General features: G+C 65.2%; 16 protein-coding genes. 5 read left to right on the top strand and 11 right to left on the bottom strand.

The genetic code is table 11. The features are described from left to right. Positions 1-65: 65 nt before the first annotated feature. The 3 genes from mltG (at position 66) to gmk (ending at position 3,008) form a co-directional block, all read left to right on the top strand. Positions 66-1,340 (top strand): endolytic transglycosylase MltG, encoded by a 1,275-nt coding sequence (gene mltG / locus IVA88_RS23440; RefSeq protein ID WP_247499526.1) that lies wholly within the window; start codon positions 66-68, stop codon positions 1,338-1,340. Between the two features lie 117 nt (positions 1,341-1,457). After that, a complete protein-coding gene (locus IVA88_RS23435; protein WP_247499525.1) occupies positions 1,458-2,345 on the top strand; it encodes a YicC/YloC family endoribonuclease in 888 nt (295 codons plus the stop codon). A gap of 3 nt (positions 2,346-2,348) precedes the next feature. Then, positions 2,349-3,008, top strand: a complete 660-nt coding sequence (gmk, locus tag IVA88_RS23430) for a guanylate kinase (protein ID WP_247499524.1) — start codon at positions 2,349-2,351, stop codon at positions 3,006-3,008. On the opposite strand, the gene IVA88_RS23425 is transcribed toward gmk, so the two are convergent. Beyond that, complete coding sequence (locus IVA88_RS23425) at positions 2,941-4,170, bottom strand: hypothetical protein (protein WP_247499523.1); 1,230 nt, start codon at positions 4,168-4,170, stop codon at positions 2,941-2,943. The genes gmk and IVA88_RS23425 overlap by 68 nt on opposite strands. A gap of 1,768 nt (positions 4,171-5,938) precedes the next feature. Here IVA88_RS23425 and IVA88_RS23420 point away from each other — a divergent pair. Further along, complete coding sequence (locus IVA88_RS23420) at positions 5,939-6,553, top strand: cupin (RefSeq protein WP_247499522.1); 615 nt, start codon at positions 5,939-5,941, stop codon at positions 6,551-6,553. Between the two features lie 216 nt (positions 6,554-6,769). Here the strand turns inward: IVA88_RS23420 and IVA88_RS23415 are convergent, their stop codons facing one another. Further along, positions 6,770-7,492 (bottom strand): Crp/Fnr family transcriptional regulator, encoded by a 723-nt coding sequence (locus tag IVA88_RS23415; RefSeq protein ID WP_247499521.1) that lies wholly within the window; start codon positions 7,490-7,492, stop codon positions 6,770-6,772. Positions 7,493-7,838: 346 nt separating this feature from the next. Here IVA88_RS23415 and IVA88_RS23410 point away from each other — a divergent pair, with 346 nt between their 5' ends. Next, entirely contained in the window at positions 7,839-8,576 is a 738-nt protein-coding gene (locus tag IVA88_RS23410) for a Crp/Fnr family transcriptional regulator (RefSeq protein ID WP_247499520.1), read from the top strand. Here the strand turns inward: IVA88_RS23410 and IVA88_RS23405 are convergent. From IVA88_RS23405 to lptF, 9 genes are all read right to left on the bottom strand, one after another. Next, positions 8,555-9,307, bottom strand: a complete 753-nt coding sequence (locus IVA88_RS23405; RefSeq protein ID WP_247499519.1) for a Crp/Fnr family transcriptional regulator — start codon at positions 9,305-9,307, stop codon at positions 8,555-8,557. The genes IVA88_RS23410 and IVA88_RS23405 overlap by 22 nt on opposite strands. A 316-nt stretch (positions 9,308-9,623) precedes the next feature. Continuing rightward, on the bottom strand, positions 9,624-9,860 hold the full coding sequence (locus IVA88_RS23400) for a hypothetical protein (RefSeq protein WP_247499518.1): 237 nt from the start codon (positions 9,858-9,860) through the stop codon (positions 9,624-9,626). An 82-nt stretch (positions 9,861-9,942) separates the two neighbouring features. Beyond that, positions 9,943-11,001 carry an alcohol dehydrogenase gene (locus IVA88_RS23395; protein ID WP_247499517.1) on the bottom strand — a complete coding sequence of 353 codons (1,059 nt, stop codon included), beginning with the start codon at positions 10,999-11,001 and terminating at the stop codon, positions 9,943-9,945. Between the two features lie 16 nt (positions 11,002-11,017). Then, a complete protein-coding gene (rsmA, locus tag IVA88_RS23390; protein WP_247499516.1) occupies positions 11,018-11,878 on the bottom strand; it encodes a 16S rRNA (adenine(1518)-N(6)/adenine(1519)-N(6))-dimethyltransferase RsmA in 861 nt (286 codons plus the stop codon). Further along, the gene (pdxA, locus tag IVA88_RS23385; RefSeq protein WP_247499515.1) at positions 11,875-12,891 is read right to left on the bottom strand and encodes a 4-hydroxythreonine-4-phosphate dehydrogenase PdxA; all 1,017 of its coding nucleotides are present in this window, start codon (positions 12,889-12,891) and stop codon (positions 11,875-11,877) included. The genes rsmA and pdxA overlap by 4 nt, the downstream gene beginning before the upstream one ends. Then, the gene (locus IVA88_RS23380) at positions 12,891-13,817 is read right to left on the bottom strand and encodes a SurA N-terminal domain-containing protein (protein ID WP_247499514.1); all 927 of its coding nucleotides are present in this window, start codon (positions 13,815-13,817) and stop codon (positions 12,891-12,893) included. Before IVA88_RS23380 ends, pdxA begins: the two co-directional genes overlap by 1 nt. A 69-nt stretch (positions 13,818-13,886) precedes the next feature. After that, positions 13,887-16,376, bottom strand: coding sequence for an LPS-assembly protein LptD (locus IVA88_RS23375; protein WP_247499513.1), 2,490 nt, complete (start codon positions 16,374-16,376; stop codon positions 13,887-13,889). Next, entirely contained in the window at positions 16,376-17,473 is a 1,098-nt protein-coding gene (gene lptG, locus IVA88_RS23370) for an LPS export ABC transporter permease LptG (protein WP_247499512.1), read from the bottom strand. The genes IVA88_RS23375 and lptG overlap by 1 nt, the downstream gene beginning before the upstream one ends. Beyond that, on the bottom strand, positions 17,470-18,639 hold the full coding sequence (gene lptF / locus IVA88_RS23365; RefSeq protein WP_247499511.1) for an LPS export ABC transporter permease LptF: 1,170 nt from the start codon (positions 18,637-18,639) through the stop codon (positions 17,470-17,472). Before lptF ends, lptG begins: the two co-directional genes overlap by 4 nt. Positions 18,640-18,796: the final 157 nt, after the last annotated feature.

Here is an 18,796-nt window from a genome sequence, read left to right as displayed (position 1 = left end):
TGTGCATTTGGCTCGGCAAGCGATTGTCAGGTCGCGATTGAACCGGCAGGATTCAGGTTGCTTCGATGAGTGAAAGGCCGCCCATTTCGCCCCGGAGTCCGCGGGCAGCGCTCGAACCCGAGCAGCTCCCGCCGCCGCCAAAGCGATCGGAGCGCGCGCGCAATCCCTTCGTGATCGTCGGCAATGCCATCATCACCCTGCTGCTGATCGCGATGATCGGTGCGGGCGGCGTGTACTATTACGGCCGGCAGGTGCTCGAGGCGCCGGGACCGCTGAAGGAAGACAAGATCGTCAACATCCCGCAGCGTGCCGGCAAGCGCGACATCGCCGAGACGCTGAACCGGGAAGGCGTGACCGACGTCAACCCCTGGGCGTTCATTGCGAGCGTCGCCGCGCTGAAGGCGAGCTCGGACCTCAAGCCCGGCGAGTATTCGTTCCAGAAGAATGCATCCTTGCGCGACGTCATCGCCACCATGGTCGAGGGCAAGGTGGTGCAGCACGCCGTGACGATCCCGGAGGGCCTGACCTCCGAGCAGATCGTGGCCCGGCTGTCCGACAACGACATCTTCACCGGCAGCGTGCGTGAGTTGCCGCGCGAAGGCACGCTGCTGCCCGAGACGTACAAGTTCCCGCGCGGGACGCCACGTGATCAGGTGATCCAGCGCATGCAGCAGGCGCACAAGCGCGTGCTGACCGAGATATGGGAGCGCCGCATTCAGGACATTCCGGTCAAGAGTCCGGAGCAACTGGTGACGCTGGCCTCGATCGTGGAGAAGGAGACCGGCAAGCCGGACGAGCGCAGCCGCGTCGCGGCGGTGTTCGTCAACCGCCTGAAGCAGAGGATCAAGCTGCAGTCCGATCCCACCATCATCTATGGCCTGGTCGGCGGCAAAGGTACGCTCGGCCGTCCGATCAAGCGCAGCGAGATCACGCAGCCCTCGCCCTACAATACCTATGTGATCGAGGGCCTGCCGCCGGGGCCGATCTCAAACCCCGGCCGGGCCTCGCTCGAGGCCGCCGCCAACCCGGCCCGCACCCGCGACCTCTATTTCGTCGCCGACGGCACCGGCGGGCATTCCTTCACCGAGACCTACGACGCGCATCAAAAGAACGTCGCCAAGCTGCGCGCGATGGAAAAGCAGATCCAGAACGACACGGTCGAGCCGGCCGAGGACGCGCAGCCGCCGGCCGCCGCCGCGCCGGGTGCCGCCGATACGCCGACGGCGACCACGCCGGCGCGCCCCAACCAGCAGAAGAAGCCGCCAGCGGCTCGCCCCGCGGGGCCAGCGCCGGCCCGGCAGGGCGCGGTGCAACCCTCGCCCCCGGTGGTCCAGCGCTAGGCCCGCGCGCAGATCTGCCTGCGGGACTTTGCGGATTCCACTTTCCTGCAAAATAGTCTTAAGTTTCGCATGGCTTGATGGCCGCGCGAATCCCGTGCTTCTGGAGAAATTGACCTGATGGCGTTGTCGTCCATGACCGGCTTTGCCCGAAGCCACGGCGCGAGCGGGCCGTACACGTTCGAATGGGAATTGAAGTCGGTCAACGCCAAGGGATTTGACCTCAGGGTGCGGCTGCCGCAGGGGTTCGACGAGCTCGAGGCTCATGCCAAGAAGCGCGCCGCCGAGCTGCTCTCGCGCGGCACCGTCTACGCCAATCTGACCGTCAAGCGCGCCAATGCCGCCGCCTCCGTCCGCGTCAACGAGGACGTGCTCAACGCCGTCCTCAAGGCCGCCGCCGTCATCGCTGGCAAGGTCGATGCGGTCGCGCCGAGCGTCGACGGGCTTTTGGCCATCAAGGGCGTCATTGAAGTCGCCGAGCCCGAGGGCGACGAGGAGGAGGACAAGGCCGCGCGCGCTGCCGCCGCGGACGCCTTCGACAAGGCGCTCGCCGAACTGGTCGAGATGCGCAAGCGCGAGGGGACCTCGCTGGGACAGATCCTGATCCAGCGTGTGGACGAGGTCGAGCAGCTTGCGAAAAAGGCCGAGGCCGCGCCCGGCCGCAAGCCCGAGGCCATCAAGGCCAGGCTCGCCGAGCAGATCGCGAGCCTGCTCGACACCTCAGACCGTTTCGATTCCGACCGCCTGATGCAGGAGGCGATCCTGATCGCGACCAGGGCCGACATCCGCGAGGAGCTAGACCGCATCGCCTCGCACATCGCGCAGGCGCGCGAGCTGATCGGCAAGGGCGGCCCGGTCGGGCGCAAGCTCGACTTCCTGGCGCAGGAGTTTCACCGTGAGGTCAACACCTGCTGCTCCAAGTCGAACGACATCGAGCTGACCAATACCGGGCTCGCCATGAAGAACGTGGTCGAGCAGTTCCGCGAGCAGGTCCAGAATCTGGAGTGATCGATGACGATTGGCGGTCACGGAACTGATGGTGTCGAGCGGCGCGGATTGATGTTCGTGCTGTCCTCGCCGTCGGGCGCGGGCAAGACGACGCTGTCGCGCATGTTGATCGACCGTATGCCCGGCCTCCGAATGTCGGTGTCGGCGACCACGCGGGCGATACGGCCGGGCGAGATCGACGGCAGGGATTATTCGTTCGTCGACAAGGCCACCTTCGACGCCATGGTGAAGGCCGACGAGCTGCTGGAATGGGCGACCGTGTTCGACAACAGCTACGGCACGCCCCGTGCGCCGGTCGAGGCGGCGCTGTCGGCGGGGCAGGACGTGCTGTTCGACATCGACTGGCAGGGCACGCAGCAATTGCGCGAGAAAGCACGCGCCGACGTCGTCAGCGTGTTCATCCTGCCGCCCTCGGCCGCCGATCTCGAGAAGCGGCTGCATTCGCGCGCGCAGGATTCCGACGAGGTGATCCGCAAGCGCATGAGCCGCGCCAGCCACGAGATGAGCCACTGGGCCGAGTACGACTACATCGTGATCAACCACGACGTCGACGAGGCCTTCGCCGAGGTGCAGTCGATCCTGAAAGCCGAACGCCTCAAGCGCGAGCGGCGGACTGGCCTCGTGGGCTTCGTGCGAAGTCTGCAAGGTCAACTTCAGGGTTAGGTTGCGTCAGCCGCGGCCCGTGCTTCGCCAGCCGTTCCAGCATCGCCGTGATCACGTCGACGTCGATGGCGTCCTCGAGTCCCGTATCTTCATCGCGATCGGCCGGCTCTTCGTCATTGACGTCGTCGGCCGCGAGCCGCGGCGCTGCGGCCCCGATCTCGAATTCTCCGTTGAACATGTCGGCTTCGTCGAGCTCTGCGGCCTCGTCGGGGGCTCGCCGGGCATGGGCTCGCGGTTCTCGCGCGTCGATCACATCGATCTCGCGATCGATTGCAGCGAGCTGTGCGCTCTTGAGCGGGGCTGCCTTAAGCTGCGCGACCTGCGGACGCACGGCATCGAAATCCACCGGGCGCGGCTGCTGAGCGCGTGGCGCGGCCGTCGGCGCTGCGTTGAGCCAGGGCGCGCGGCCATCGTCGTGATCGTGCGGCTCAAAATTGTCCCAGTTGACGCGGCGATGGTCGGCGGCCTGGACGCGGATGCGTCCGCCGGCGAAACGGTAGATGATGCTGGCGAGGATGCCGGCAAGCGCCAGCGCGCCGCCGATCACGAGCAGCAGCATCTGGAGCGAGCCGGTCGGCTTGTCGGCGGTGCTGTCTGCCGCGGCCAGTGCAATCGGAGCAGGGGACTTCGCCGGCTTCGCGCTCGGCTGCGCGGCAACAGCGACTGGTGCGGGCGACGGCTCCGCTGCGGGCGCGGCGGATGCCGTGGAGGCGTCGGGCCAGCGCGCAGCGACGGCGGGCTGCTGCGCATTGGCGTCAGCGGAGGGGCTCGCAGCCGCTTGCGTCGGTGCCGGTCCCGCCTGTGCAGGCGTCTTCGGAGCCGCAATACTCTGCGGCGTCAGATATTCGGCGCGCGCGTCCTGCACCGAGTGCTGCTGCGGCGCGGTTGAATCTGCCGTCGGCGTATCGGGCGCAGCCTGTGCGGTTTGCGTGGCCTTGCCTTCGGCACGCAGATACCAGCACTGCCGCTTGGTCGCGCGCTCGAGGCGATAATGCCAATGCTGGCCCTGCGGCGCGGCGCCCTTTGGCGAGCCAAGGCAGTCGCTCGCGGCATTTGCCGTGCTCGTTGCCGTCGGTGCATTCTGCGACACGGCGGCCAGCGGCGCGCCGGCAATGATGCTGCCCACAAGGGCGGATATGAACTTTGCGGTGCGGTTGCCCATCCTGGTCTCCCGATTACGCGCGACGCAACTCGTTACCTTCCCTTTCTCGTCAAAGACTTGGGTGGCAATGAGCCGCAAATCCGGAGAGGATGTGGCCTGAATCGGGCCTGCGCGGCGTTCGTTCCACCGCGGAATCAGGCTTTCTTCGCTGCTATTGCTTGCTCGAAGTTCGGGTTCCGTCGGAGCCGCGGCAGTTGCGGCGGCCCGTGCGTATTGCGCCGGGGAGGGCGCATGCTTGCGCGTTTCCCGCGGCAGATGCTGCCCGAGCCGTGATGCCGTTCATCGCCCGATGGAAGCCAAAGGGCGCAGGGAAGGCCGGGCGATCGGCACCCGTTGGTCCGTGCGCCACAAGAGTGCACACGGGGTGGACCGATGGGTGCCGATCGCCCGGCCTTCCCTGCGCGGATGGTTTTAACGGTGTCCTTCGTGCTCTCCTCGGGGAGCGATGCACTATTGCCCCCGTCGCCCCGCCGATGACTGATGCGCGCGCCCGGTCGGGCCGCCACATCACCGCGAGGCTTGACGCACAGACCCCGGGCGTCAGGACCACACGACTTCTCCGTCCGCGGACGGTCCCGCCCCAATCGTCAAGGGCTTGCGTGTGCTCACCCCTGACAACCGACAGGCCCGCTCTCCAGCGCCGTGTCGTACCGCGTCGCGTGAGGACTCACGGTTGCCCGCCCTGTCGTCACGCTGCCCGCGCCGACGCTGCCGCGTCCACCGCCACCCGGCCCGCATGTCGTGACGATCGCGAACGCCCCTTTGGCAGGGCCAGGATGAGCGCTGTATGCCACAAATCCGAAATTCGGAAAAGTGAAATGTTTTTGCGAAGGGGGCTTGACGCGGTGTGTTGCCCGACGCCGTGTGACCTCTCCGCGAAAGCTGGAAGGGCCGACCCGCATCCATCGTGCGTGCAGAACCTGAGGCCCTATGAGCCCGGGTTGCGTGAAACGCGTCGGCGTCACTCATTCACGATCGATGCCGTTGTCCTATGTTTGCCTGAACACCGGTGCAACTGGAGCGGACGGCAGTGCTCTTGGCACAGCCATCCTCGCCCAAACAATTTCGGTCAGTGCCGATACCCGTACTGCCCCGGGCAAACCCAATTGCCGTAGGTGCTGTTGCTGTTGTTGTAGGCACCGTAAGCGGCGGCTCCTATCGCAGCCGCTTCCAAACCATAGGCTGCGCCTCTATAGGCACCGCGATAGGCTATATTGCGGTAAACACCCCTGGCGACCGGTCGGCCGGGTATTGGGCGGTATCCATATCCGCGACCCGCCACGCGAGATCCGCCGGCACGTCCGGCATGCACAGCACCGCCCCGGATGTGAGCGCCGCGCATGCCGCCGCCTCCATGATATCCGCCGCCAGCTCCGCGGCGGGCATATGCCTCATCTGGAATCAGGCTGGCGGTGATCAGACAGGAGCTGCCAGCGCAGCGAGAACATATCGTAGCATGGCGCTCCTCCGTGATTGGGGTGCCGTGCAACACCATCGCGATGCCGCCCCTGAGGATCGGCGCCCTCCGAGAATCTCGGCTTCTCCCCGGAGTCTGATTTGACCTAAATCAAGCATCCAGGCGACGTGGGTCGAAAGCCAGCGCTCCACCATTCCGGCGCCGCCGCCAAGAACGTCAAGTTCAAGAACGTAAAGTGTCCTGGCCGGCCCGTGGCCTTGTACGCGAGCCCGTAGGATAGCGATTACCGCGAGTTCCGGCCTGGGAAACTTATCATCTCGGCCGTGGTTGGATTGCGGCTGAGGAGAAGCCATGCCGGTCAAGGACCAGATTAAGAATTTCGCCAAGAAGCTCGTGGAGGATCATCCCGACGCGGCAACGCTGCGATCGCTTGTGCAGGCTCGGAAACCGACCGCCATCCGTTTCCAGGACGATGGCATCGTGCCCAACAACCCGCGTTTTCCATTGTTGCTCTATCGCGGCGCCGTGAACGTGAAGACCCGGCGTTTCGCGCCAGAGGTCATTGTCGACACGCTGTTCGACCAAAATGGCTGGAGCCGGTCATGGCGCGATACCGTGTACGACTTCGTCCATTATCATTCGCAAATCCACGAAGTGATGGGCGTGGCCCGCGGCACGGCCAAGATCGAATGCGGCGGGGTCAAGGGCCGGATGGTGAGCGTGAAGGCTGGAGACGTTCTGGTCCTTCCCGCAGGCACCGGACACCGGCTGATCGAGTCCAGCCGGGACTTCCTGGTCGTCGGAGCTTATCCGCGGGAGGGGACGTACGACGAGTGCACGGACACAAGACAGCGACCAGACGCTGTCAAGCGCATCGCCAAGGTTCGCAAGCCCAAGACAGATCCCGTACTGGGAGCCAGCGGCCCGCTGCTTAAATCATGGCGAATGAAGCCATCGCGGTCGTGAAGTGCTGGCTCCGCTCAAGCCTTCCTGCGGGCTCGTTCGTGGAACGTCGGCGCACCGCGCGAGTTGCCGCGCATGTCGCCACCTCGCGCCCGGCCGCGTTTCGCGGCCTATGGCATTGCCTGGAGACGCGAGCGGGTCGAGAAGGAGCGGGAGGAGATTCGACGGAGCGGGTAGCGCGCGCGGCGCCCGACTGGCGGCGCAATTCGCACGCCTCGCTCACGTCAGATAATCCGGCGTGAAATCCGCGAGCGCGCGGAGTTCGTCGGGTTGCAGCAGCTCGATCTGGCTTCCCTCCCAGGCAATCAATCGGCGCTGTCTCAGTTCCTGGATGGTACGGTTGACATGGACGATCGACAATCCGCTGGCATCGGCAACGTGCCGCTGCGTCATCGGCATCTGGAAGCAGCCTTCAGCCGCAAGGCCAACCGTCTCCAGTCGCGTCGCCAGTTCGCAGATCAGGTGCGCAACCCTTGAGAGCGCCGCCTGTCCGCCGAGACGCGCGACCCACTGCCGCGAGATCGCCGCATCGACCAGCGTCGCGCGCCAGAACGCCCGGGTCAGGTGGACGGAGCGCTCGAGCAGCCGCCTGATCGGGCCGTGCTCGACGTAGCCCATGACCGAAGGACCAAGGCAGACGAGGTCCGCATCCATCCGCGGCACCAGCAACGTATGCAGGCACGGCATGTCGCCGGGAACGTGGAACGATAGGATCTGGCTGCGATCACCGACGATCGTGTGCTGGTACAAGAAGCCGCTGACGATGAAAACGCAACGTGACGCCGTTTCGTCCTGACGCAGCAGAATCTCGCCGTCGGTGCCGTGTCGCAGCTTGGTCGGCAGGACCGCGATCTCGCGGCACTCGTCGTCGGAGAGATCCGCGATCGCCTGGAGCCGCTGGATGAATTTGGATTGGGGTGTGTTGGCCGTGGGTGCAGTCATTCGTCCTTCGACGCCGGCGCGGAACGGAACTCGCGGATGGCGCGGGCCAATTCCCGGTCCGACATCGGCAGGCACGGCTCCTCGTGCGCGGCCTTCGCCGAGACGTCCCTGTTCCTGCCCAAAGCTTTGCCTGGGCGCGAACTGAGCAATCCGCAGAGGCGCTCCAGAACGGTTGTGCAGCTCATGAGAAGGGGCGGCCCATCCGCATGCGGGGTTGATAAGAGTTGGGATCCAGACCGTCGCCGTCACACTTTGCAACCAGTCCCGTCGATTCGAGTTCTAGTCCGCGAGACTCCCGCCAGATGTATCAATTGATACAGTCGGCGCCTTTTTCGCGGGCCCCTGCATGGAAAAAGCACATGACGTGCTGATCCGGAACCTGTGCGAGCACACCGCGCTTGCGCTGGAGGACATTGCCGAGATTCGCGCGCTCACCTTCATGCTGCGCGACGTCGCGCCAAACGAGGATTTCATCCGCCAGGGGGACGAGCCCGAACATTCCGCACTGGTCGTCACAGGCACGATCGCGCGCTACCATCTGCTCGGCAGTGGGCGGCGGCAATATCTTGCCTTCCATCTGGCCGGCGACCTGCCCGATGCGCAAGGTCTCTTCATCGACCAGATGGATCATGGCTTGAGTGCGTTGGGGCCAGCCTCGATCGCCTTTATCCCGCACCGCCAATTGTTTGCCGCCTTCCGGCGGCGGCCGACCTTTGCGCTGTCGGTCTGGCGCGAGACGCTGCGCGACGCCGCGATCTTTCGCGAGGCCATTACCAACAACAGTGCGCGTCCAATGCAGGCCCGCATGGCGCACTTATTCTGCGAGCTGTTCTACCGCGCCCGCGCCGCGCAGCTCGTTCGCGGCAATCGCTGCGGCTTGCCGCTCAGTCTCGCGCAACTTGGCGAAACGCTGGGCATGGCGATCGCGACGGTGAACCGGACGCTCGCCGACCTCAGGAGGAGCGGGACCATGGACTTGCGCGATAGCGAGCTGATCGTCCTGAAATGGCGCGAGTTGCAGCGGCTCGGGGACTTCAGTCCGGCCTATCTCCACCTCAAACGTCAGTCGCCGCCGCGAGTGTGAGGCCGCAAAGCGTCAGCGGTCGGCAGTTGCCGCCGGCCCAGCACCTCGTCGAAATGCTTCTTCAGCCAATGATTGCAACGGCAGGCTCTGGCTTCGAGCGCCGGCGCATCGAGGATCAGGATGGCGCCGCGGCGGGTCGCGAGGATCCGCCTCGCCTTGAACATCTGGATGACGCGGCTGGCATAGCTGCGGGACACGCCGAGCATGCCGGCAAGCTGCTCGTGCGTGAGGGGGATCTCGGGGCCGCCGATGTGCTCCTGCGCGGAGATGATCCACTTGGCGGCGCGCTGCTCGATCGAATGCGCGGCATTGCAGGCCGCGGTCTGGAGCAGCTGCGCGAACTGGCAGTCGACATAGCGCGAGAACACCTGCTGCAGCGTGGCCGACCTCTGCTGGGCCTGCTCGATGGCGCGCAACGGCAGCCGCACCAGGGTGCCGCCCAGCTTCACGACGATGCGCGAATAGGCGAGCGAAGCGCTGCGGCCAGTGGCAATGCCCACCGCGCCCTCGCGCCCGACCAGCAGGCTTTCGACCTCACGATCGTCCTCGACGGGCACGGCGAACGACACGAGTGTGGAGCCGCAGGGAAAATGGACTGCCGACACTTCGTCCCCGGCGTGATACAGGATGTGGCTCGCCTCGATGTCGACCGGCTGGAGGTGCGGCGCGAGCAGTTCGAAGTCGGGTCGACTGAGCTGCTGGAGGAGATCGTTCTGGGGCCGACCGGTCACATGTCTTGCTCTGGCCGGGAATCGGCGTCAGCCAGAACCCTACGTTCCCCTGACGGAGCTGACGGTTCCAAAGTGCACACAAGGCGTTTTTAGGCCTTGGAAAATTGGCCTCCCGTTTGCGGAATTCCGGAAGGCGCCGGCGAGGCCACATGGCGCGCCGACCCCTGCGGCATTCAACTTCGCGAACTCTGTGCAGGAGTGCACATAGCAGGGGCGCGGATCGGCGTAGCGTCTCGTCGCGGAGCACCGTACCCCGTGCGCTATGCCACCTCGAACGCCGCCCGGCGGGCGGGCCCGGGGGCGGCGAGGATGTTCATCACCCGAAGCGTACTTCGCAATCGTGCGCGGACCGGCTTTTTTCCGCGTGCGCGCGGTAGGCATCGATCGCCCTGTTGGCGAGCATCAACTGCCGCCGTTCGCCGGTCCTGAGCTGGGCCTCGATAGCGTCGAGAAGGACGTTCGCGGTCTCGTCCGGAGAGCCGAGCTCTCCGCTCTGCTCCAGACAGCTCCAGGCGATGAAGAATGCGCTCTCGACAGTGCAGCGAATGGACATGCGCTGCCAACGCGGCGCGGCCGCCGACGTTCCGCGCCAAGGCGAGGATATCGATCCCGCCGCCTGGTGCTTCTTCCGGGTCCTAGTTCTTGAGCACGATGCGGCCGACGACCTTGCCGGCGCGAAGTTCGTCGATCCATGTCTGGACGTCGCCCATCGGCTCCTCGCGCATCGGCGTCGGCTTGATCTTGCCGGCGCGAGCGAGCGCCATCAGCTCGTGAGCCTCGGTGAGCGTGCCGACCATGAAGCCCTCGATGGTCATGCGCTTGTAGACCCATTGCACCATCGGCAGCGTGAACTGGCCGCCCATCAGGCCGGAGACCACGATCTTGCCGCCGCGCGCGGCGACGGCGACCGCGAAGGCCATGGATTTCTCGTTGCCGGCGAAATCGACGATCTCGTCGAAGCCGCCCTCGGTGTCCTTGAGGATGCGCTTGATCACGTCGGGCTCAGCCGGATCGTAGGCCACCGCTGCGCCGTTCTTCAGTGCGGTCTCGCGGGCGGCAGCGCTGAGGTCGGCGACCGTGATCGGCTGCTTGAACATGGCCTCTGCAAAGGAAAGGCCCATCATGCCGACGCCGCCGAGGCCGATCAGCAGGAGGTTGCGCTGGCGCGGACGGTCGACCAGGCGCTTGAGCGCGCCATAGGCGGTGACGCCGGAGCACATCAGGGTCGCGGCCTGGTTGACGGGCAGGGGATCGTAGTCGAGCAGATATTTTGCATCGGGCACCAGTACGTGGCTGGCAAAGCCGCCGTCGATGGAGACACCGAGAAAGCGTTGTCTGACGCAGAGGTTCTCGTCGCCATTGGCGCAGTCGCGGCACTGACCGCAACCGATCCACGGAAACACCGCCTTCTTGCTACCGACGAGACCGGCGAACACGTCGGGACCGACTTCATCGACCACGCCCGCGATCTCGTGGCCGAGCGTGAAGGGCAGCGTCATGCCGCGCGTGGTGTCGAGCTTCTTGCCGCCGCCGAGATCGGCATAGCCGTCCTGGATGTGCAGATCGGAGTGGCAGAGGCCGCAGCGCTCGATGCGCACCAGCACCTCGCGTCCTTGCGGTTTCGGCGTGTCGACGATGGTCTCGCACAGCGGCGCATCGAACTTGACCAGGGACTGCCGACGCATCAACGCCATATTTCTTCCTCCGAAATTATCTTTCTGTTTCGCCGCGTATATTGGCCAATTCACGCGCCATGGCAACAAAGCCGGAAATCGGAATGGTCTCCGCGCGCCGCGTCGCATCGACGCCGGCAGCTGCGGCGAGCCGCGCGGGATCGGCGCCGAGCGCCTTCAGGCTTTGCCGCAGCATCTTGCGGCGCTGGCCGAAGGCGGCGGCCGCGACCTGTTCGAGCAGCTTGCGATCGCAGACGAGAGGGTTTTCGCGCGGGATCAGTCGCACAACGGACGACGTAACCTTCGGCGGCGGCACGAAGGCGGACGGCGCGATGTCGAACAGGATCTTGCTCTCGCAGCGCCAGTTGGCGAGCACGCCGAGCCGGCCATAGGCCTCTTCGTCCTCGCGCGCCACGATGCGTTCGCCGACCTCGCGCTGGAACATCAAGACCATCATGTCGTACCAGGGCGGCCAGGGCTCGCTGGTGAGCCAGCCGACCAGGAGATGGGTCGCGATGTTGTAGGGCAGGTTCGCGACGATTTTTGCGCTTTCGCCCGATAGCAGCGGCAGCGGATCGAAAGTCATGGCGTCGCCATGCACGATCTCCAGACGGCCGGGATAACGCGCGGAAATATCCTGCAAGGCCGGGATCGCGCGCTCGTCATGCTCGATGGCGATGACGCGCCTGGCGCCGAGTGCGAGCAACGCGCGCGTCAGCCCGCCCGGGCCGGGGCCGATCTCGACGATGGTAGAGTCCTCGAGCGGCGCCGCCACACGCGCGATGCGCGCGGTGAGATTGAGGTCGAGGAGGAAGTTCTGGCCGAGCGATTTGCGCGCCGACAAAGCATGCTGGCGAATGACCTCGCGAAGCGGCGGGAGGTCGTCGATCGCGCTCATCGGATTTTCGCAGCCGCCATCCGGCTTGCAAGCATCAACGCGGCGATTAGGCTTGCCGGGTTGGCCTTGCCGGTGCCGGCGATGTCGAAGGCGGTGCCGTGGTCGGGCGAGGTGCGGATGAAAGGCAGGCCGAGCGTGACGTTGACCGCGTCGTCGAAGGCCACCGTCTTGATCGGGATCAGCGCCTGGTCGTGGTACATGCAGACGGCGCAGTCATAGCTGTTTCGCGCGGCTTCGTGGAACATGGTGTCGGCAGGGAGCGGTCCCTTCGCCTCGATGCCGTCGCTGCGCAACGTCTTGAGCGCCGGCGCGATCACGGTCTGCTCCTCATGGCCGAGCGAGCCGTCCTCGCCCGCGTGCGGATTGAGGCCGGAGATCGCGATGCGCGGATTCGAGATGCCGAAGCGGGATGTGAGCTCGGTCGCGACAATGCGCACGGTCGAGACGATCAGCTCACTGGTGAGCTGGGCCAGTGCATCGCGCAAGGAGACATGGATGGTCACGGGCACCACGGCGAGCCGCGGCGACCACAGCATCATCACCGGCTGCGGCACACGGCCGTCCTCCGCGGCGAGCTCGGCGAGGAATTCGGTATGGCCGGGATGGCGGAAGCCGGCGCGATAGAGCACGCTCTTGGCGATCGGGTTGGTGACGACGGCGCCGGCGCGGCCCTCGCGGACATCAGTGACCGCCCGGCGGATCGAGGCGAGTGCGGCCGGGGCGCTCGATCCGTCGGGCTTGCCGGGCTCGGCGCTCGCGGGCCCGCCGGTCGCAACCACGGGCAGCGCCTCGGGGAAGGCGGTCTCGGCCTCGCCGGCGCTCACCGAAGCGATCCTGACGTCGGCGCCGAGCGCTTTGGCGCGGCGGGCGATCAGCGCCTCGTCGCCGAGCAGATAGAAGGCGGGCAGGTCCAGTTCGCGGCGCCGGAGCCAGGCTGCGATGGTGATGTCGGGGCCGATGCCGGCAGGCTCTCCCAGGGTCAGGGCGAGGGGCTTGGCAGGCTGCTTGGCCATCAGCGGTTGCGATACTCGATCATCGCCGCCTTGCGGAGGTCCTCGAGATAGGCCTTCTGGGTCTTCTCGTACTTCTCCTGATACATCTTCTCGCGGACCTCGCGCTTCTTCGGCGTGTCGATCATGGTCGGTTTGCGCGAGCACAGCACCACCATCTCGATGCCGGCCTTGGTCGTCTCGGGCGCGGTCAGATGACCAATCGGCGTGTCGTCGAGCACCTTGCGCAGTGCCTCGGGCAATTCCGCCGTAGTCTTGGTGACGACGTCGCGGATGGTGGCGTTCGGCGTGGAGCGGAACAAGGAATTGGCTTCTTCGCAGCTTCCGACGCGCGCGCGATATTGCTCGGCTTCCTTGTGCCGCGTCTCCAGGAACGCCGGCGACGAGCCGCGCGGCACGATCAGCACGATCGGCTGCATCTTGTATTCGGTGCCCTCGATCTGCAGCTTGTCGCCGGTCTGGGCCTGCACGGCTTGCGCGACGTCCCGCTCGCCGACCATCAGCTTCTCCTTGAAGCGGCCGCGCACGAGGCTGGTCCAGACCATCTCGGCCTTCATGCGGCTCTTCAGGGTTTCGGGGCGAACGCCCTTGACCTCGAGCGACTTGGTCAGCTGGTCCGTCGAGATGCGCATGCGCTGCGCCATGCCCTCGTAGGACTGGTTGATGTCGGAGACACCGGGGTCGACACCGTATTTCTTGCCTTCCTTCATCTTCACCCGGTCGTCGATCAGCTCGTTGATGACCTCCTGACGGGCCGGCGTCTTCTGCGTCGTCAGCTGGTCGAGCTTGGAGCGCTGCTCGATGTCGAAGTCGGTGATCGGCTCGCCGTTGACCATCAGGACGATGTTCTGCGCGCGCGACGGCGTGCCGGCCAGGAGCAGCGCAGCCAGAACGAGGAGGAGGCGGAAGCCAGGCAATGGGATCGTCATATTTGTCGCTCGCATGTCAGCCGCCGTGAACCTGCGATCGGGAACACGCGGCCGGCACCTTCAAACCGTTCACTGGAGGCCGCCGCCGGAACTGCTGGTCGTCGCTGTGTTCGCCAGCGTGCGCAGGCCGATCTGGAACATGATCGCGTGGTTCAGCACGGGCGGCGTCGCGCCCGCGGAATAGCTATACGCAGTTACATAGTTCAAGCCGAGCACAAAACAATCGTCGACGTAGCCAGCGCCGAGCACATACTGGTTGATCTTGTTGGCCTCCAGGTCCCAGCGCGCCGAACCGGTGACCACCCAATTGGCCGCGAGCTTGATCGAGCCCGACGTCAGGATACCCTCGCGGCGGGTCAGATAGCCGAGTTCCGGCTGCGCCGCGTAATTGCCGTATAGCATGCTGATCGACCAGCGATTGAAGTTGGCACGGCCTTCCGCCTCGAAGCGCTGGACGTTCCAGGTCTGCTCGTCCATGCGGGAGCGGACGCTGAACGTATAGGTGCTGTTGGGCGAGTAGGCGGCGCTCGCCACATAATCGGAGCGCGGCTTTTGCAGGCCGGAATCCAGGCCGGTATTGATGGAGTCCTGAACGGCGTAGGAGTTCATGCCGAACAGCTGGTAGGACTGGCCGAACAGCACCTTGACGGCGCCGCCCCTGTCGAACTGCGTGGTGGACTGCACGCCGACATTGGCGCGGCCGCCGCCCTCGACACGGTCGTAGCCGGAGAACTTGTCGACGCTGAACAGGTTCGAGGCGTCGAACACCATGCTCTGCGCGTCCTCGTTGGGGAGCTTGCCGGCATAGGTCTCGTTCGGCCGGATGATGACCTGCGCGATCGGCTCGATGGTGGTCGAGCCCCAGGGCTGAACGTTGATGAAGGGGTAGCGGTATTCGAGGCCCACGGTCGGCATCAGGCGGAACGCCTGGGTGTCGCCGACGGGAAGAAAGTTCGGCACGCCCGGCTGGTTGGAGACCGAGGAGTTGATCGCATCGGCGCGGAGAATGGCGAACGGCGTCCAGATTTCACCGAACGGATCGGTGTAGGATTTGCGCCACTGCGCCTCGGCCGTCAGGCGGGTGTAGGTGCCCGGGAAGCCGCGCAGCAGGCACTGCGATGGCGTGCGCGCGAGCGGATCGGCCGACGTCGTCGTGCACAGGCTGTTGGTGTTGGCGAGGGTCGTGATCGGATCGAACACCGCGGTGTCACGCGACAGGTTCACGAAATTGGTCTTGTAGCTGAACTCGCCGCCGAACACCGGATAGTTCAGCACGTTCGAGTAATCGATCACGGGGTAGACGACCGGCACCTGGCTCTGGTTGCCCGAGTAACTCAGCCAGTACATCGTGCGCGCGTCGAAGAAGCTGCGATTGCCGACACCGGTCAGATAGAGCTGCGAGAGCGCATCCGTCGGTAGATACAGGAACGAGCCCAGCGGATCGCGATATTGCGACAGCCGATAGTCCGAGAAGAAATAATAGTCGGACATCAGGACGCCGTCCCAGCCCCAGACCCATTTGTCGTTCAGCGCGAACTGACCCTTGGTGTCGACGGCGCCGCGGAACTGCTTGTCGCCGGGTTGGCCGGCGAGCGCGCTCCGATCGAGCTGGTCGATGCCGTAGACACGGATCTGATAAGCGCCGTCCATCAGGCGCTGGCGGAATTCGGCCTGGAACAGCACGCCCTGCTTGGACGTGATGCGCGGGCTGAAGGTCGCGTCCATGTCGGGCGCGATTGCCCAGTAGAACGGAACCTCGACGCCGTAGCCGAACGGCGTATTCGACGTGAAGCCCGGCATCAGGAAGCCGGTCTTGCGCTTCACGGTCGGGTCAGGCGTCGAGAAATAGGGCATATAGGCGATCGGCACGCCGAAGAATTCGAGCTGCGCCGTCTCGAAATACAGCATCTTCTCCTGCTGGTCGTGGATGATGCGCGCACCCTTGACCTGCCATAGCGGCGGCTTCTTCGGATCGTCCTTGCACGGCGCGCAGGCCGTGTAGACGCCGTTCTCGAACACCGTGTAGTTGCCGCTGGAGCGGTCAGAGCGGCTCGCCGCCATGCGGGTCTGGTCGGCCGTGTCCACGCGCAACGAATCGACGAAACCGTCACGGTAGTCGTCGGAAAGGTCCAGGATCTCGGCATAGGTGATCTTGCCGTCGGCATCCGTCATGCGGATGTTGCCTTCGGCATGGAGCCGCTTGGTCTTCTGGTCGTAGATGACCCTGTCGGCCTCGACGCTGGTGCCGTTGTAGAACAGCTGGACGTTACCGACCGCGGAGACGCGCGAATTGTTGTAGTCGTAGTCGACCTCGGTCGCCTGAACCAGCATCTGGTTGTCGTTGACAGCCTTCGGCGGCTTCGGACGCGGCGGCAGCGGATTGTAGGTGAAGCTCTGGGCAGAGGCCGGCGCCACGGCGGCAACGTCCATCAGGCCGCCGAGCGAGGCCACAGCGGCGACAGCAAGCAGGAACTTGCGAATGGACAAGCCACACCCGTTCGCGCGCACCAATGTGCGCCGCGTCAAACGAGACACGGGCCCTCGGTGGACGGCCGTCACTATCCGTCCTCCTGATACAGCAAGGCCAAAAAGCCGGTGAGGCCGCCCACCACTGCGGGCAACCACGCCGCAGCGATCGGATGCATCAACTCAGCCTTGCTCAAATCTTCAGTCACTTTCGACAGAACGTAGAGCAGAAAGCCTGCGCCCACGCCACTCAAAACCATCTTCTGCACGCCGCCCATCCGGAAGAAACGCAACGACACGGAGGCCGCGAGCATCACCATGGCCGCAAGCAAAAACGGCTGCGCCAGAAGCTTCTGATACTGGAGTCGGTATCCGGCTGTCGCGAAGCCCGAGCTTTCGGAAGAGCGGATGTAGCTCGGTAGTTGCCAAAAGGACACAGTCTCGGGTGTGGAAAAGCTGTTGCGGACCTGCGCCTCGGTCAGCGTCGTCGGAATCTCCAGGCTGGCCTGGTCGACCGGCGGCGAATCCAGCGAGAAGCGGCGGACGCCTCTGAACAGCCAACGGCCGGCCTCGAGCGTCGCTTCGCGCGCCTCGACCCGTTCCTTGAAGTGTTGCTCTGTGTCAAACCGGAACAGCGTGAGCCCTGTGAGCCGGACGCCCTGCTGCTCGCTGCGCGCAGCGTTGATGATGGTCTGGCCGTCATTGGTGACCTGATTGAGCCAGAAGCCGGAGGCGTCCTGAATGCCGCCGCCGGGCGCCGAGCCGAACAGCTCGGCTTCCATGCGCTTGGACAGCTCGCGCAGATTGGCCGACATCGGATTGTAGGCGACGGTGGCGATCACGCCGATCAGGAGCGCGCTGCCGAGCGCCGGCGAGATGAATTGCCATGCGGAGACGCCGGCGGCGCGCGCGACCACGAGCTCGAGCCGGCGGGAGAGGGCGAGATAGCAGGTCATGGCGCCGATCAGCATGCAGAACGGCGTCAGCTTCTCCAGCAGCTGCGGCACGCGGAACAGCGAGGTCTCGGCCACCATGACCGCGGAGGCGGATGCAAGGCCTGAGGTCTTGCGCACCATCTCGATGTAGTCGACCAGCACCAGCAGCAGGAAAATGCTGGCGAACACGCCGAGCGCTGCGACCACGAAACGGCCGGCGAAATAGCGCCCGAGTGTGTTGGTGAGCATGCTCATGCGGTGGCCGGCCGTCCGAACAGCCGCGCGATGCGCGCGTTCGACCTGTTGATGGCCTCCATGAGGCGAGCCGGCGGTTCGACCACGACGCCGCCAATGATGATCGCCAGCCCGATGCCGATGGCTCCAATGACCATCGCATATTGGACCAGTACCGCGCCCGGCGACTTCACCGCCATCACCGAGCAGGCGAAGCCGGCCATGCGCAGGCCGAACACTGCGATGATCGAGGAGCCGATCGAGAAATTGCGGCTCTGGCGAGTGGTGCGAGGCGCACCGAGAAACGCGAAGGTCAGCACGGCAAAGGCGAACGGATAGATCGGCGCCAACAGGCTGTCATGCAGGGCCGAGCGGAACTGGCCGGGAATCTGCTTGTAGACGGGATCGTCCTCGGAGGGCGAGAGCAGCTCCCAGAGATAGCGCTCGCGGATGCCGAGGGTGACGTCGCGGCCCTGGCCCGAGAACTTCGACATGTCGAAGCCGTAGCGGCCGAACGCCACCAGCGCGGGATCGCGCTTGCCGGCTTCGAAGCGCTGGAGATTGCCGGTCTCCAGCACCAGGAACGAACCGGTCTCGTTCTTCACGACTTCGCCGTGCTCGGCGACGATCGAGACCCGCTCGTTCGGATCGCGGCGGTCGTCGATGAAGATGCCGGCGAGAATGCCGCCGGGCTGGCGTTCCCGAATCCGGATCGTCAGGTTCTTGTCGAGCTGAGCGAAGCGGCCGGGCTGCAGGATGTTGGTGAGCACGTCGGCGGTGATCTCGGCGTCCCACTGCTTGATCCGCCGCATGCCGTCGGGGGCGAGATAGGCCGCGATGAAGGCGACCAGCAGCGCCACCACGCAGGTGGCATAGAAGAACGGATAGAACAGCCGGAACGGCGAGAAGCCGGCGGCATTCATCACGATGATCTCGGAATCGGTCGCGAGCTTGTTCAGCGTATGCGAGATCGCGATCATCAGCGCGATCGGCGAGATGATCAGGACCAGCGCGGGCACGACGAGGCTGGTGATGCCGAGGAAGGTCAGGATGGTCTGACCCTGGCTCGTCATCAGGTCGATGCCGCGCAACGCCTGCGTAATCCAGATCACGCCCGTGAGGCTGACCAGAACCAGCGCAAACGACGCGAGCGTCGTGCGGAAGATATACCTGTCGATTGACCCCATGCGCTACCGCACGAATCCCACCAAGTCCCCAATGTCGGCCGGAATTTCGGCTCTCCAACCAATCCCCGCGAGGGGATCCCCAAGGTCGGCCATCCATCTCATCCGGCAGCTTACTCTCTCACTACCATCCCTTTGATCTGTCAACAAAATGGCTGCC

This window comes from Bradyrhizobium sp. 149, assembly GCF_023073915.1.
GTDB lineage: Bacteria > Pseudomonadota > Alphaproteobacteria > Rhizobiales > Xanthobacteraceae > Bradyrhizobium.
The sequence above is the reverse complement of the archived record's forward strand: the minus strand, read 5'-3'. Positions and strand labels throughout refer to the sequence as shown.

Coding starts and splice junctions, on each gene's coding strand:
- IVA88_RS23420 (WP_247499522.1), top strand. CDS start 5,939: ATGCCGGTCAAGGACCAGATTAAGAATTTCGCCAAGAAGCTCGTGGAG.
- gmk (WP_247499524.1), top strand. CDS start 2,349: ATGACGATTGGCGGTCACGGAACTGATGGTGTCGAGCGGCGCGGATTG.
- lptF (WP_247499511.1), bottom strand. CDS start 18,639: ATGGGGTCAATCGACAGGTATATCTTCCGCACGACGCTCGCGTCGTTT.
- IVA88_RS23415 (WP_247499521.1), bottom strand. CDS start 7,492: ATGACTGCACCCACGGCCAACACACCCCAATCCAAATTCATCCAGCGG.
- IVA88_RS23400 (WP_247499518.1), bottom strand. CDS start 9,860: ATGTCCATTCGCTGCACTGTCGAGAGCGCATTCTTCATCGCCTGGAGC.
- IVA88_RS23435 (WP_247499525.1), top strand. CDS start 1,458: ATGGCGTTGTCGTCCATGACCGGCTTTGCCCGAAGCCACGGCGCGAGC.
- pdxA (WP_247499515.1), bottom strand. CDS start 12,891: ATGGCCAAGCAGCCTGCCAAGCCCCTCGCCCTGACCCTGGGAGAGCCT.
- IVA88_RS23410 (WP_247499520.1), top strand. CDS start 7,839: ATGGAAAAAGCACATGACGTGCTGATCCGGAACCTGTGCGAGCACACC.
- IVA88_RS23380 (WP_247499514.1), bottom strand. CDS start 13,817: ATGACGATCCCATTGCCTGGCTTCCGCCTCCTCCTCGTTCTGGCTGCG.
- mltG (WP_247499526.1), top strand. CDS start 66: ATGAGTGAAAGGCCGCCCATTTCGCCCCGGAGTCCGCGGGCAGCGCTC.
- lptG (WP_247499512.1), bottom strand. CDS start 17,473: ATGAGCATGCTCACCAACACACTCGGGCGCTATTTCGCCGGCCGTTTC.
- IVA88_RS23425 (WP_247499523.1), bottom strand. CDS start 4,170: ATGGGCAACCGCACCGCAAAGTTCATATCCGCCCTTGTGGGCAGCATC.
- IVA88_RS23395 (WP_247499517.1), bottom strand. CDS start 11,001: ATGGCGTTGATGCGTCGGCAGTCCCTGGTCAAGTTCGATGCGCCGCTG.
- rsmA (WP_247499516.1), bottom strand. CDS start 11,878: ATGAGCGCGATCGACGACCTCCCGCCGCTTCGCGAGGTCATTCGCCAG.